Raw genomic sequence first — 13,806 nt, forward strand, 5'->3', positions numbered from 1 at the left:
ATGACCGCGGCGCCGAAGCCACAGATCCTGGCCGCGTTCGAGGCGGCGAAGGGGTTCATGCCCCTGGACGAGGGGCTCGCGCTGTACGCGGCGGCCGTCGACGCCGGACGGCTCGGGCTGCCACTGCTGGAGGTCGGCACCTACTGCGGGCGTTCCACGGTCCTGCTCGCCGACGCGGCCCGCGCGGCCGGTGTCACCGCGCTCACCGTCGACCACCACCGGGGCAGCGAGGAACAGCAGCCGGGCTGGGACTACCACGACCCGGAGACGGTCGACCCCGAACTCGGCCTGATGGACACCCTGCCCGCCTTCCGCCGCACCCTGCACCGCGCGGGCCTGGAGGAACACGTGGTCGCCCTGGTCGGCCGCTCCCCGCAGGTCGCCCGGATCTGGAACTCCCCGCTCGGTCTGGTCTTCGTCGACGGCGGCCACACCGACGAGCACGCGAACGCCGACTACGAGGGCTGGGCCCCGCACATCACCGAGGGCGGACTGCTCGTCATCCACGACGTGTTCCCGGACCCGCAGGACGAGTTCACCGGCCAGGCCCCCTACCGCGTCTACCTGCGCGCGCTCGCCTCGGGCGCGTTCACCGAGGTCTCGGCGACGGGCTCCCTGCGGGTACTGCGCCGCACGGGTGCAGGCGGCTGAGCCGGCTGGCGTGCCGGGTCCCGGGTCTGCGAGAGGAAGCGCCGGACAGGGCCTAGGGTGTCAGGCGTGTCGTACACAGGCCCGGAGTTCGAACCGTCCCGTCCGCACCGTCCCCGGCGGAGCTACCTCACCGTCGCGCTCGCCGCGCTCGTACCCGGCGCGCTGATCGGCTGGCTCGTCTACGAGGCGGTCGGCTCCCCCGACGACGACGGCTCGGACCGGGCGGCGAGTATCTCCGCCACGGCGGCCCCGAGCGACCCCGCCCTCTCCGGGACGGACGCCCCCGGCACCGACGACGACAAGAAGCCGGCCACGGACTCCCCGACGCCCACCCCCGCGTCCTCCGCGCCCGTCGCCGCCGGCCCGCTCAAGGGCAGGGTCGTTGTCATCGACCCGGGCCACAACCCCGGCAACTTCCAGCACACCACCGACATCAACCGCAAGGTGCACATCGGTACGAACTGGAAAGAGTGCGACACCACGGGCACCTCCACCAACAACGGTTACCTGGAGGCCCGTTTCACTCTCGACGTGGCACACCGGCTGCGCGATCTGCTGGAGAAGCAGGGCGCCACGGTGAAGCTGACGCAGGACGCCGACCGGCCGTTCGGGCCGTGCATCGACGAGCGCGCGCAGATCGGCAACAAGGCGAAGGCCGACGCGGTGGTCTCGATCCACGCGGACGGCGCCGGCGCGGGCAATCGTGGCTTCCACGTGATCCTGCCGGGCAGCGTCAACTCGGGCGGTGCCGACACCCGCCCGATCGTCGCCTCGTCCCGCGACCTCGGGGAGCGCATCGCCGGCAACTTCGTCCGCGCCACCGGCTCCGCGCCCTCCAATTACGTCGGCAACGGCACCGGTCTCGTCACCCGCACCGATCTGGGCGGTCTCAATCTGTCAACGGTTCCGAAGGTGTTCATCGAATGCGGCAACATGCGCGACAGCAAGGACGCCGCACTGCTCACCAGTGGTGACTGGCGGCAACGCGCGGCGCAGGGGATGTCTGAGGGAATCGTGAGTTTCCTGCGCGGGTAGTGATCAGCGCCCTGATCCCGGCGGACAGTCGGACACCCCGGACGGTAGGGTCCCTACGATGAGGGGCCACCCCCGCGCTTCACTCCGCGGCCGTACGGCGACTTGGTGACAGCGACGCCTCCCGCAATGCCGATGACGACACGATTGACGAAGGACCTGAAGTGAATATCCGCTCCCTCACTAGAGGCGACGGCGTGGTGATCGGAGCAGCGGTGTTGCTCTTCATCGCGTCGCTTCTCGACGTAACCGGTTGCGACGGCCCGGACGCCGTGTGCGAGTCGATCGAGACGAATGCCTGGGGTCTGAGCCTCGGCCTCGGTCTCGGTACCTACATGCTCGGCGTGATCGGTGCCGCGCTGATCGTGGTGGCCCACCTCACCCCGCAGCCCCGCAAGGTCGTCGGCCTGGAGCTCGGCCCGCTGGGCATCGGGTTCGCCGCGGCCGCCGCCTGGTCGCTGCTGTGGTGGACGCTCGACGCGGAGAGCGTCGGCGTCGGCCTCATCCTCGGTCTGATCGGCGCGCTGCTGCTCGCGGGCGGCGCGATCGCGACGCCGCTGGTCCCGGCCCTCAAGCCGGCGCTGCTCCCGGCTCCCCGCCCGGCCGCCCCGCAGCCCTACGGCGCCCAGCAGCCTCCCGGCGGCTACGGCTACCCCGGCGCTCAGCAGCAGCAGCCGTCGTTCGGCGGTCAGCCGCCGCAGCAGCCCTACGCCGGTCAGCCGCCGCAGGCGCAGGCCGCGCCGCAGGCACCTGCCGGTGACTTCTCACCGTTCTGGTTCGCGGTGCCGGTGGCCCGTCCGCTGTTCGCGGAGGACGGTTCGCCGACCCCGATCGCCGAACTGGCGCCGGGCACCTGGTACCTGGCCGTCGAGCAGCGCGGCCCGGCCCTCGTCGCGCAGACGCAGGACGGCCGCCGGGGTGTCCTCCAGGACACCAGCGGTATCCAGCGCGGCTGAACAACCCCACGGTCACGGCCCCTCACCCTTCCGGGCGGGGGGCCGTTGTCGTACAGTCGCAGCCCAGAACTGACACACCGTCAGATAAAGTCAGGAGGCCGTATGCGGCTGGGACTCGCCCTCGGCTACTGGGGTCGCGGCCCCTCCTCCGACCATGTGCCGCTCGCCCAGGAGGCGGAGCGGCTGGGCTATCACTCGGTGTGGACGGCGGAGTCCTGGGGTTCGGACGCGTTCACCCCCCTCACCTGGATCGCCGCGCACACCACCCGCATCCGCCTGGGCACGGCGGTGGCACAGATGGCGGCCCGTTCCCCGACGACGACGGCCATGCACGCGCTCACGCTGGACCATCTCTCCGGCGGACGGATGATGCTCGGCCTCGGGCTGTCCGGACCGCAGGTGGTGGAGGGCTGGTACGGGCGCCCGTTCCCGAAGTCACCGCTGACCGCGACCCGCGAGTACGTCGACGTCGTACGGCAGGTGCTGCGGCGGGAGGCACCGGTGGAGTCGGACGGCCGCTTCCATCCCCTCCCCTACCGCGGCGAGGACGGCACGGGCCTGGGCAGACCCCTGAAGCCGATCACCCACCCCCTCCGCCCCGACCTGCCGGTCCTGCTGGGTGCCGAGGGCCCCAGGAACATCGCGCAGACCTGCCGGATCGCCGACGGCTGGCTCCCGCTGTACTGGTCCCCCACGCAGGTCCCCCAACTCCCGGACCTCCCCGAGAACTTCATGATCGCCCCCCTGGCCCAGGCCCGGATCTGCGACGACGTGGCCGAGGGCCTCCTACCGGTGAAGGCCATGCTCGGCTTCTACATCGGCGGGATGGGCAACGCAGCCCGCAACTTCCACGCCGACCTGATGGCCCGCATGGGCTACGAGGAGGAGGCCCACCACATCCAGTCCCTGTTCCTGGCCGGAAGAAGGGAGGAAGCCGTACGGGCGGTCCCGGACGCCTTCGCGGACGAGATCTCCCTGGTGGGCCCGGCGGAACGGGTGGCGGAACGCCTGGCCGAGTGGCGCAAGGGCCCGGTGACGGACCTCCTGGTCCTCTCCCCCGACCGGCACACCCTACGGGTCCTGGCCGACCTGAACTCATAGCCGGCTCGGAAGCGTCAACTCCCCGTGTACGAGGGGTGAACGGAGCGGTCTGTCACTCACCAGGTTTGCGGCGGGCGGGCGCGGCAACCCGAGGGACATGTCCCTCAGAAACCGGAACGGCTCACATCAGGCGGGCACGGTCATCGCCGTGATCGCCGACGTCATGGCCCTGATACTGGGCCTGTGGATCCTGATGTACCTGCTGGACGCCAACCAGGGCAACGACTTCGTGCAGTTCGTGCACGACGCCGCCCGCTGGCTGGCCGGCTGGTCGCACGATCTGTTCACGTTCGACGAGGAGTGGGCACGCGTGGTGGCCGGCTACGGCCTGGCCGCGATCGTGTACCTGTTCGTAGGCCACGCGGTGGCCTCCAGGGTCCACCGCCACTGACGCCGACGCTGCAACGCCCTGAAGGGGCGCGGGGAACTGCGCGACAAGCCACGCACGACCCGCACCCGCGCTCCGACGAGAATCCCCCGCCCCTCAGGCGCAACAGTCGGCATCCAGCCCGAAGGGCAACCGCTCTCCCCCGAACACGGAACACGTCGCCTCATGTCCCCCCAGCGCGGCAACGGCCAAGAGCAGCGCACCAGCCGTCCACGTGGTCAACTCCCGCGGCCACACCGCGTCGTCGTCGAAGACATACCCCGTCCAGTACAACCCGCTCTCCGGATCCCGCAGATGCTGAATCGACTTCAGCACCTCCAGCGCACGGTCCGACTCCCCCGTCACCCACAGCGTCAGCGCCAGCTCGGCCGACTCCCCGCCGGTCACCCACGGGTTGGGCACCACACACCGCACGCCGAGGCCGGGCACCACGAAGCGGTCCCAGCCGTCTTCCATCCGTGCCTTGGCCTCGGCACCGGTCAACGCCCCGCCCAGCACCGGGTAGTACCAGTCCATGGAGTAGCGGTCCTTGTCGAGGAACCGCTCCGGGTGCCGCCGTATCGCGTGCCGGAGCATGCCGGCCGCCAGCTCCCAGTCGGGCTGGGGCTCTTCGCGCTGCTCGGCGATGGCGAGCGCGCAGCGCAGGGCGTGGTGGATCGACGAACTGCCGGTCAGCAGCGCGTCCGCGGTGGCCGTGCCGTCGTCCTCGCGCCGCCAGCCGATCTGCCCACCGGGCTGCTGGAGCCGTAGGACCCACTCGACGGCGGCGTACACGACCGGCCACATGCGGTCGAGGAAGGTGTCGTCGCCGGTGGAGAGGTAGTGGTGCCAGACACCGACCGCCGGGTAGGCGACGAAGTTGGACTCGCGGCCCCGGTCGGTGACGTCGTGCGGGTCGCCGTCGGCGTAGGCGGCGTACCAGGAGCCGTCGTCCTGCTGGTGGGCGGCGAGCCACAGGTAGGCACGCTCGGCGGCCTCGTGCTCGCCGGCGGCGTCCAGGGCCATGGCCGCCTCGACGTGGTCCCACGGGTCGAGGTGGTGGCCGCGGAACCACGGGATCGCCCCGTCCTCGCGCTGTACGGCGAGGAGTCCGGCGACGGTGGCGGCGGCCTGCCCGGCGGTGAACACCCCGGGCAGGACGAGGTGTTCTGTCCGGGGAGTGGTCACTTGGCGTCCACCCGGGGCAGGTGGGGCTTGGTCGCGTACGCCACGAAGCTCTTGCCGATCAGCGGGTTGAGCGCCTGCTCGGCGACCCGGGTGGCCAGCGGTTTCTTCATGATGTCCCAGACCAGGAGCTTGTGGTACGCGCGGACCGGCAGCGCCTTGTCGTTGTCGACGCCGAACGCGCACTTGAGCCACCAGTAGGGGCTGTGCAGGGCGTGCGCGTGGTGGGTGCCGTAGGGCTTGAGGCCGGCTTCCCTGATCCTGGTGAGGAGTTCGTCCGCCTTGTAGATGCGGATGTGGCCGCCCTCGACCTCGTGGTAGGCGTCGGACAGGCTCCAGCAGACCTTCTCGGGCCCGTAGCGGGGCACGGTGATCGCGATCCGGCCGCCCGGCCGCAGGACGCGGACCATCTCGGCGAGTACGCCCTTGTCGTCGGGGATGTGCTCCATCACCTCGGAGATGATGACGACGTCGAAGGACTCGTCGGGGAACGGCAGCGCGAGGGCGTCGCCCTCCATCGCGGTCGCCGTGGCCCCCTCCGGGGCCTCCCCGGCCTCCTTCATCGCCGCGAACCACTTCGCGACCTCGCGGATCTCCTCACCGTTCTGGTCGAGCGCCACGACCTGGGCACCGCGCCTGTAGCACTCGAACGCGTGCCGGCCGGCACCGCATCCGAGGTCCAGTACGCGGTCGCCCGGGGCGAGCGGGAACCGGGTGAAGTCGACGGTCAGCACGTGGCCCTGCTTTCACGGTTGAGGTCGGTGCCGGCGGCGGGACGCGCCGGGGGGCCGGCGGGCGAGGTCGTAGGCCGGGTGCTGCTGGGGGCGGGCGTGGGCCCGGTGCTGCCCGTGACGGGCGTGACCGCGGTGCTGCCCGTGGTGGACGCGGTCCCGGCGAGGCCGGTGGCGGGCACGGTGCTGCCCGTGACGGGCACGGTCCCAGCGCTGCCCGCACTGCCCGTGACGGGCACAGTCCCGGTGCTGCCCTTGACCGATGCGATCGTGGTGCTGCCGGAAGCGGGCATCGTCCCGACGCCGTCGTTGGCCGCCAGACCCTGCGCGCCGGCGATCGCGGCGTGGTAGCTCTCGGCCGTGCCCTGGGCGGCTCGGGCCCAGGTGAAGTGGGTGAGGACGCGCTCGCGGCCGGCCGTGCCGAGGCGGGCCCGCAGGTCGGCGTCCGCCAGCAGCCGGCCCAGGCCGACGGCCAGGGCGTCCGCGTCGCCCGGCGGGACCGCCAGACAGGTCTCTCCGTCGCGTCCGGCGACCTCCGGGATCGCGCCGCCGGTCGTGGCGAGCAGCGGGGTGCCGGTGGCCATGGCCTCGGCGGCCGGCAGTGAGAAGCCCTCGTAGAGCGAGGGCACACACGCGACCTGGGCCGAGCGCACGAGGTCGACGAGTTCGGCGTCCGAGATGCCCTTGACGAACTCGACGGCGCCTTCGAGGCCGTAGCGCGCGACGGCCTGCGCGACCGGTCCCTCGGTGGGGCGCTTGCCCACCACGACGAGGTGGGCGCCCGGGTGTTCCGTGCGGACCTTGGCGAGCGCCTCGACGAGGAAGACCAGGCCCTTGAGCGGCACGTCCGCGCTGGACGTCGTGACGATCCGCCCCGGCACCTGCGGCACCGACGGATCCGGCGAGAAAAGGTCGGTGTCGGCGCCGATGTGCACCACGTGGACGCGGTCCTCGCGCACGCCGAGGTGGTCGACGATCTCGGCGCGGGAGGTGCCGGAGACGGTGAGTACACCGGGCAGCCGGCGGGCGACGCGCTTCTGCATCCGCGTGAACGCGTACCAGCGGCGTACCGAGTAGCGCCGCAACCGGCCCTCGGCGGCGTCGAGTTCGAGCTGCCGGTCGACGGTGATGGGGTGGTGGATCGTGGTGACGAGGGGGGCGCCGAGGTCGCCCAGCAGGCCGTACCCGAGGGTCTGGTTGTCGTGCACGACGTCGAACTCGCCGCGGCGGGCGCGCAGATGGCGGCGGGCGCGCAGCGAGAAGGTCAGCGGCTCGGGGAAGCCGCCGGTCCACATGGTGGCGACCTCCAGGGCGTCGACCCAGTCGCGGTACTCGGCGGGCTTCGGTGTGCGGAAGGGGTCGGGCTGGCGGTAGAGGTCGAGGCTGGGCAGCTCGGTGAGCCGGAGGCTGCCACGGCCCTCGTACCGCTCCTCGTCGTCGAGGACGGGGTAGGGCTGGGCGCCGATGACCTCGACGTGGTGGCCGAGGCGGGCCAGTTCGCGGGAGAGGTGGCGGACGTAGACGCCCTGGCCGCCGCAGAACGGGTTTCCCTTGTACGTGAGGAGCGCGATACGGAGCGGTCGCTCGCCGTCTGCGGTGGTGCCGTCCCCGGACCCCGCCCGACTGGCCTCAGCGGTCACTCTGGGCCCCCTTCTGCCTGCGATGTCCCGCGAGACTACGACGGGACGGTAATCTAGAACAAGTTTCAGACTTGATCGTTCAAGAGGCTCCGAATCTACCGGCAGGTAGGGCAGCTGTGAGATGTGGATCAGGTGATTCACGCCACGGTGGGCGGAACGCTCCGGCCCTGCCATGCTGGCTGACCGCACCCCCTCACGGACTGTCACGGAACGGGATCCATGCCTGCGGAAGCCAAGGTGACGAAGGTGGAAGCCAGTAGCGCGAGTCCCGGCTCGCCTCCGCTCACCGAGCGGCAGGAGGCGCGCCGCCGCCGCATCCTGCACGCGAGCGCGCAGTTGGCGAGCCGGGGCGGTTTCGACGCCGTGCAGATGCGCGAGGTCGCGGAGTCGTCGCAGGTGGCGCTGGGCACGCTGTACCGCTACTTCCCGTCCAAGGTGCATCTGCTGGTCGCGACGATGCAGAGCCAGCTGGAGCACATGCACGGCACGCTCCGCAAGAAGCCGCCGTCGGGCGACACGGCGGCCGAGCGGGTCGCGGAGACCCTGATGCGGGCCTTCCGCGCCCTCCAGCGCGAGCCGCATCTGGCGGACGCGATGGTCCGCGCCCTCACCTTCGCCGACCGCAGTGTCTCCCCGGAGGTCGACCAGGTCTCCCGCCAGACCACGGTGATCATCCTGGACGCGATGGGCCTGGAGAACCCCACCCCCGAACAGCTCTCGGCGGTCCGTGTCATCGAGCACACCTGGCACTCGGCCCTCATCACCTGGCTCTCGGGCCGCGCGTCGATCGCCCAGGTGAAGATAGACATCGAGACGGTCTGCCGCCTGATCGACCTGACGACCACCGAGGACTGACGACTGCGGTGCGGGGAGCGGGCGTTGAGTCCCATCCCTGTCCGCGCTCCCCGCCCTCACTCCTCCCTCCCCGCCCTCACCCCTCACTCCTCCGGTGGGAACACCACCTCCCCGCTGCCCAGCAGCGTCAGTGTGATCGCCTCGGACGGGCACGTCTCCGCCGCTCCCAGGACACGTTCGTTGGCGTCCGTCTCCGGGGTGGTGGGGTGGGACTGGCGGGCCGAGTCCAGCTGGAAGATGTCCGGGGCGTGGTGCACGCACTGCGCCGCGCCGATGCACAGGGCACGGTCGACCTCGACCTGCCAGCGGTCGCCCATCGGTTACGCCTCCCAGCCCGCCGGGAGGTGGATCATCTTGTGTTCCAGGAACTCGCCGTAGCCCTCGGGACCGAACTCCCGCCCCAGGCCTGAGTTCTTGTAGCCGCCGAACGGGCCGAGCATGTCGAGGCTGAAGGTGTTGACCGAGTAGGTGCCGGTGCGGACCTGCCGGGCGACGTCGACACCGCGCGCCACGTCCGCCGTCCACACGCTGCCGCTCAGCCCGTACTCCGAGTCGTTCGCGATCTTCACCGCCTCCGCCTCGTCGCCGTACGGCAGCAGGCAGATCACCGGGCCGAAGATCTCCTCGCGGGCGATCCGCATGGAGTTGTCGACGTCCCCGAAGAGGGTCGGCTCCACGTACCAGCCGCGGTTCAGGCCCGCCGGACGGCCGCCGCCGGTGAGGATCTTCGCGCCCTCCTCCTGGCCGATCCGGATGTAGTCCAGGCTGCGCTGCTGCTGCCGCCGCGCCACCAGCGGGCCGACCTGTGTCGCCGGGTCCAGCGGGTCTCCGACCACGAGCGCGCCGGCCGCCGCCGCGAAGGCCTCGGCGAACTCGTCGTAGCGCGAGCGCGGCAGCAGGATCCGCGTCTGGGCCACACACGCCTGCCCGTTGTTCATCCAGGCCGCCGGCACGATCCCCGCGACGGCCGTCTCCACGTCCGCGTCGGGCAGCACGACCGCCGCCGACTTGCCGCCCAGCTCCAGGGTGACGCGGGTGAGATTGCGCGCGGCGACCTCCATCACGCGCCGCCCCGCGGCCACCGATCCGGTGAAGGAGACCTTGTCGATGCCGGGGTGTCCGACGAGGTACTCGCTCACCTCGCGGTCCGCGGGCAGGATCGACAGCACGCCCTCCGGCAGCCCCGCCTCCCGCGCGATCTCGCCGAGCAGATACGCGTCCAGCGGCGACTCCGGCGACGGCTTCAGCACCACCGTGCAGCCCGTGAGCAGGGCGGGCGCGAGCTTGGCGGCGGCCACGAACTGCGGGACGTTCCACGGCACCACGGCCGCGACCACACCCACCGGTTCACGCCGGACGAGGATCCGCCCGAGCACACCGTCGCGCGTCTCCTCGTACGTGAATCCACGGGCCACCGTGATCGCCGCGTCCCACACCATCATCGCGCCGAGCGCCTGCGCGAGGACACTCCAGGAGTACGGCGACCCGTTCTCGGACGAGATCACGCGCGCGATCTCGTCGTGCCGGGCGGCGATCCCGTCCTTGATCCGGGTGACGACCTCGGCCCGCTCGTCGAGCGTCATCCGCGGCCAGGGCCCCTCGTCGAAGGCCCGCCGTGCCGCCGCGACCGCCCGGTCGACGTCCTCGCGCGAGGCGTGCGGCACCCGTCCGAGGACCTCCTCCGTGTGCGGCGAGATCACCTCGATGACGTCCGTGCCGAGGGGATCGGTCAACTCCCCGCCGATGAACAACTGTCCGTGTTCCACAAGCTCGGTCATGACCGGCTGCCTCCCCGGAGACCCTGCCTCAGGCCTTCTCTGACGATCCATCAGATACGAGACTACGAAGACTGGATACCAGCAAGGCCGACAGGAGTCCACGGACCGCACACCACCGAACCGGCCGATGGATGACCGGGGCTCCCATGGAAACCGGTTCTAGTTATAGTGACCGGGACGCGGCGATTGGGGAGCCCATGACGCAGGTCCACGACCACGGCGGCGGCGTACGGTCGCTCCAGGTCCCCATCCCGGACAACCCCCTCGGCCACACCCTCGTCCATGTCGTCGACACCGACCGCGGCCCGGTCCTGATCGACACCGGCTGGGACGACCCCGACTCCTGGGACGCCCTCGCCGAGGGCCTGACCGCCTGCGGCACCTCCGCCGCCGAGGTGCACGGCGTCGTCATCACCCACCACCATCCCGACCACCACGGCCTCTCCGGCAGGGTGCGCGAGGCGTCCGGCGCCTGGATCGCCATGCACGAGGCAGACACGGCGGTGGTACGCCGGACCCGCGAGGCCCGCCCCGAGCGCTGGTTCTCGTACATGGCCGTCAAGCTCACCGCGGCCGGCGCCCCGGAGGACCACGTCGCCCCGCTGCGCACCCCCCGCCCCATGCGCGGCTTCTCCCCCGCCCTCCCCGACCGCGAGATCGTCCCCGGCGAACTCCTCGGACTCCCCGGCCGCCGGCTGCGCGCGATCTGGACGCCCGGCCACACCCCCGGCCATGTCTGCCTGCACCTGGAGGAGGAGCATCCGGCCGGACTCCCCGGCAACGGCCGCCTCTTCTCCGGCGACCACGTGCTCCCCGAGATCACCCCGCACATCGGCCTGTACGAGGACCCCGACGACACCACCGTCACCGACCCCCTCGGCGACTACCTCGCCTCCCTGGAGCGGGTCGCCGCCCTCGACCCCGCCGAGATCCTCCCGGCCCACCAGTACGCGTTCACCGACGCCCCGGCGCGTGTCCGCCATCTCCTCGACCACCACGAGTCCCGGCTGCGCGACCTGCTGGCCCTGCTCGCCGAACCCCTCACCCCCTGGCAGCTCGCGGTACGCATGACCTGGAACCGCCCCTGGGACCAGATCCCCTACGGCTCCCGCACCATCGCCGTCTCGGAGGCCGAGGCGCACCTGCGCCGCCTGGTGAAACAGGGACGGGCGGAGCCGGTGGGCGGCAGCGACCCGGTGACGTACGTGGCGGTGTGAGCCGGTGACGTACGTGGCGGTGTGAGCCGGTGGGCGGCAGCGACCCGGTGACCTACGTGGCGGTGTGAGCCTCCCGCGATCGACGGCGCCCTCTGCCGGAACGGACCGCCCCGGTAGAGTGACCGGGTCGTATCACACCCGAACGCGGAGAAGCCGGTGCAAGTCCGGCGCTGACCCGCAACCGTAAGCACCCGCCCCTGTCGGGGACGGGCTGCGAGCCGGACCGCCGCGCCCGGGACCGTGACCGGCTCACGCGCACCGGCGTCCGCCGGGCGCGGCACCGTCGAGGTACACGGAGCCGAGCCGCCCGGGAGTGCCCCGTGCTGTTCCGGCTCGCGCAGGAAGGGCACCCGCCGATCATGAACGTCCGCCGCAGCGCCGCGGTCCTCGCCGCCGCCTTCGGGATCGGCGCAGTCGCCGCTCCGCTCGCCCAGGCCGCCGACCCCTCCCCGTCCGCGTCGCCGTCCGTGGTGCTCCCGTCCGGCCTGTACGGCAAGGGCGACCCGACGTACGACGGCGTATGGCGTCAGTCGCTCGCCCTGCTCGCGCAGCACACCGTCGGTGAGCGGCCCGCCGGGAAGGCCACCGACTGGCTGAGCCGGCAGCAGTGCGGCAACGGCGGCTTCGCGGCCTTCCGCGCCGACCCCGGCAAGGCCTGCGACGCCAAGACCCTCGTCGACTCCAACAGCACCGCCGCCGCGGTCCAGGCCCTCGCCGCCCTCGGTGGCCACGAGGCGGCCACGGCAAAGGCGGCCGGCTGGCTGAAGTCCGTACAGAACAAGGACGGCGGCTGGGGCTACACCCCCGGCGGCCCCAGCGACGCCAACTCCACCGCCGTCGTGATCGGCGCCCTCGCCGCGGCCGGCGACAAGCCCGCCGACGTCCGCAAGGACGGCAAGTCTCCCTACGACGCCCTCCTCGCGCTGGCCATCGCCTGCGACGAGGACGGCGGCGGTGCCTTCGCCTACCAACCCGACAAGAAGGGCGCGCTCACCGCCAACGCGGACGCGACGGCCGCGGGTGTGCTGGGCGCGCTCGGCAAGGGGCTCGACGCGACGGCGGGCACGCAGGCGGACGCGAAGTGCGCCGCCCCCGACACCCCCGCGCAGGCCGCCGCCAACGGCGCCGCCTACCTCATCAGGACTCTCGCCAAGGACGGCCACCTCACCTCCAGCCTTCCCGGCGCCGAGGACCAGCCCGACTACGGCAACACCGCCGACGCCGTGGTCGCGTTGGCCGCGCAGGGCGGCACCGCCGGGGTGCGGAAGCCGCTGGCCTGGCTGGAGCAGAACTCCGCCGCCTGGGCCAAGGAGAGCGGCCCCGCCGCGTACGCCCAGCTGATCCTCGCCGCGCATGCGGCGGGCGCCGACCCGGAGAAGTTCGGCGACCAGAACCTGGTCGCGCAGCTCAACGCGACCGGCCCGGCCCCGGAGACCGGCCGGCAGGCCACCGCCTCCGCCCGGCAGACGGACGAGGCCAATGAGCAGGACGACGACGACTCGCCCTTCGGCACCTGGTGGTACGTCGGAGTCTTCGCCGTCTTCGGCGTCGGCATCGGCTTCCTCTTCAGCAACCGCGCCAAGGGCAACAAGCAGTGACCCGGCGTACGGCCACTCTCTTCCTGGCCGCGCTGCTGCTCGTCCTCACGGGCGGCGCGGGCCAGGCGCAGGCCGTCGGCTACCGCTACTGGTCGTTCTGGGACCGCGAGGGCGACCACTGGACGTACGCCACCCAGGGCCCGTCCCTCGCCCGTCCCGCCGACGGCGACCTCCAGGGCTTCCGCTTCGCCGTCAGCGAGGACTCCCAGGACGCGACCAGGCCGCGCGCCACCGAGGACTTCGCGGCGATCTGCGAGGGCACCCCCGCGAAGGCGGGCAGCAAGCGGGTCGCCCTGGTCATCGACTTCGGTACGGCGAAGGACGCCCCGTCCGGCGAAACCCCACCGGCCGCCCGCACGGCCTGCGCCCAGGTGTCCCCGGACGCCACCACGGCCGAAGCCCTGGCGGCAGTGGCCAAGCCCCTCCGCTACAACTCCAACGCCCTCCTCTGCGCCATCGAGGGCTACCCGAAGAAGGGCTGCGGCGAGCAGGTGGCGGGAGCGGAGCCCCAGTCCCCCGACTCGTCCGACGGCGGCCCTTCGGCGGGGATCTGGGCGGGCGTGGCAGCAATCGCCGTACTGGGGGCAGCGGCCATCTGGCAAACATGGCGCCGACGACGTGGCTGAGCCACAACGGCCGCCTGGCGAACGTGGCACTGACGACCCGGCCAAGTCGCAACGCCGAGTAGGGGCGCG

At 72.0% G+C, this 13,806-nt stretch carries 14 protein-coding genes and 1 riboswitch; of the genes, 9 read left to right on the forward strand and 5 right to left on the reverse strand.

The window, feature by feature from the left end:
• From ACIQAC_RS03000 to ACIQAC_RS03020, 5 genes are all read left to right on the forward strand, one after another.
• Entirely contained in the window at window positions 1–651 is a 651-nt protein-coding gene (locus ACIQAC_RS03000; RefSeq protein WP_402186387.1) for a class I SAM-dependent methyltransferase, read from the forward strand.
• 66 nt (window positions 652–717) lie between these two features.
• Window positions 718–1,686 (forward strand): N-acetylmuramoyl-L-alanine amidase, encoded by a 969-nt coding sequence (locus ACIQAC_RS03005; RefSeq protein WP_402186389.1) that lies wholly within the window; start codon window positions 718–720, stop codon window positions 1,684–1,686.
• A 161-nt stretch (window positions 1,687–1,847) separates the two neighbouring features.
• Window positions 1,848–2,639: a hypothetical protein gene (locus ACIQAC_RS03010; RefSeq protein WP_402186390.1), complete on the forward strand. Its 792-nt coding sequence runs from the start codon at window positions 1,848–1,850 to the stop codon at window positions 2,637–2,639.
• 102 nt (window positions 2,640–2,741) lie between these two features.
• Entirely contained in the window at window positions 2,742–3,740 is a 999-nt protein-coding gene (locus ACIQAC_RS03015) for an LLM class F420-dependent oxidoreductase (protein WP_402186392.1), read from the forward strand.
• 97 nt (window positions 3,741–3,837) lie between these two features.
• Entirely contained in the window at window positions 3,838–4,131 is a 294-nt protein-coding gene (locus tag ACIQAC_RS03020; RefSeq protein ID WP_402186393.1) for a hypothetical protein, read from the forward strand.
• A 93-nt stretch (window positions 4,132–4,224) separates the two neighbouring features.
• Here ACIQAC_RS03020 and ACIQAC_RS03025 read toward each other — a convergent pair whose 3' ends face one another.
• The 3 genes from ACIQAC_RS03025 to ACIQAC_RS03035 are packed head-to-tail and all read right to left on the reverse strand — an operon-like array spanning window position 4,225 to window position 7,663.
• Window positions 4,225–5,295, reverse strand: coding sequence for a prenyltransferase (locus ACIQAC_RS03025; protein ID WP_402186394.1), 1,071 nt, complete (start codon window positions 5,293–5,295; stop codon window positions 4,225–4,227).
• Entirely contained in the window at window positions 5,292–6,026 is a 735-nt protein-coding gene (locus ACIQAC_RS03030; protein ID WP_402186396.1) for a class I SAM-dependent methyltransferase, read from the reverse strand. Before ACIQAC_RS03030 ends, ACIQAC_RS03025 begins: the two co-directional genes overlap by 4 nt.
• Window positions 6,020–7,663 carry a glycosyltransferase gene (locus ACIQAC_RS03035; protein WP_402186397.1) on the reverse strand — a complete coding sequence of 548 codons (1,644 nt, stop codon included), beginning with the start codon at window positions 7,661–7,663 and terminating at the stop codon, window positions 6,020–6,022. Before ACIQAC_RS03035 ends, ACIQAC_RS03030 begins: the two co-directional genes overlap by 7 nt.
• 219 nt (window positions 7,664–7,882) lie before the next feature.
• On the opposite strand from ACIQAC_RS03035, the gene ACIQAC_RS03040 reads away from it, so the two are divergent.
• Complete coding sequence (locus ACIQAC_RS03040) at window positions 7,883–8,518, forward strand: TetR family transcriptional regulator (RefSeq protein ID WP_402186399.1); 636 nt, start codon at window positions 7,883–7,885, stop codon at window positions 8,516–8,518.
• Window positions 8,519–8,601: 83 nt separating this feature from the next.
• On the opposite strand, the gene ACIQAC_RS03045 is transcribed toward ACIQAC_RS03040, so the two are convergent.
• Entirely contained in the window at window positions 8,602–8,835 is a 234-nt protein-coding gene (locus ACIQAC_RS03045) for a ferredoxin (protein WP_402186400.1), read from the reverse strand.
• Between the two features lie 3 nt (window positions 8,836–8,838).
• Complete coding sequence (locus tag ACIQAC_RS03050; protein ID WP_402186401.1) at window positions 8,839–10,296, reverse strand: aldehyde dehydrogenase; 1,458 nt, start codon at window positions 10,294–10,296, stop codon at window positions 8,839–8,841.
• A 197-nt stretch (window positions 10,297–10,493) separates the two neighbouring features.
• On the opposite strand from ACIQAC_RS03050, the gene ACIQAC_RS03055 reads away from it, so the two are divergent.
• The 3 genes from ACIQAC_RS03055 to ACIQAC_RS03065 all read left to right on the forward strand — a co-directional run bounded on the left by ACIQAC_RS03055 (window position 10,494) and on the right by ACIQAC_RS03065 (window position 13,737).
• On the forward strand, window positions 10,494–11,513 hold the full coding sequence (locus ACIQAC_RS03055; protein WP_402186403.1) for an MBL fold metallo-hydrolase: 1,020 nt from the start codon (window positions 10,494–10,496) through the stop codon (window positions 11,511–11,513).
• A gap of 152 nt (window positions 11,514–11,665) precedes the next feature.
• Window positions 11,666–11,736: riboswitch (cobalamin riboswitch) on the forward strand.
• Window positions 11,737–11,872: 136 nt separating this feature from the next.
• The gene (locus tag ACIQAC_RS03060; protein ID WP_402186949.1) at window positions 11,873–13,111 is read left to right on the forward strand and encodes a prenyltransferase/squalene oxidase repeat-containing protein; all 1,239 of its coding nucleotides are present in this window, start codon (window positions 11,873–11,875) and stop codon (window positions 13,109–13,111) included.
• Window positions 13,108–13,737, forward strand: a complete 630-nt coding sequence (locus ACIQAC_RS03065) for an SCO2322 family protein (RefSeq protein ID WP_402186405.1) — start codon at window positions 13,108–13,110, stop codon at window positions 13,735–13,737. Before ACIQAC_RS03060 ends, ACIQAC_RS03065 begins: the two co-directional genes overlap by 4 nt.
• The last annotated feature ends 69 nt before the right edge of the window (window positions 13,738–13,806 follow it).

The sequence above is a fragment of the Streptomyces sp. NPDC088387 genome (genome assembly GCF_044753385.1).
GTDB lineage: Bacteria > Actinomycetota > Actinomycetes > Streptomycetales > Streptomycetaceae > Streptomyces.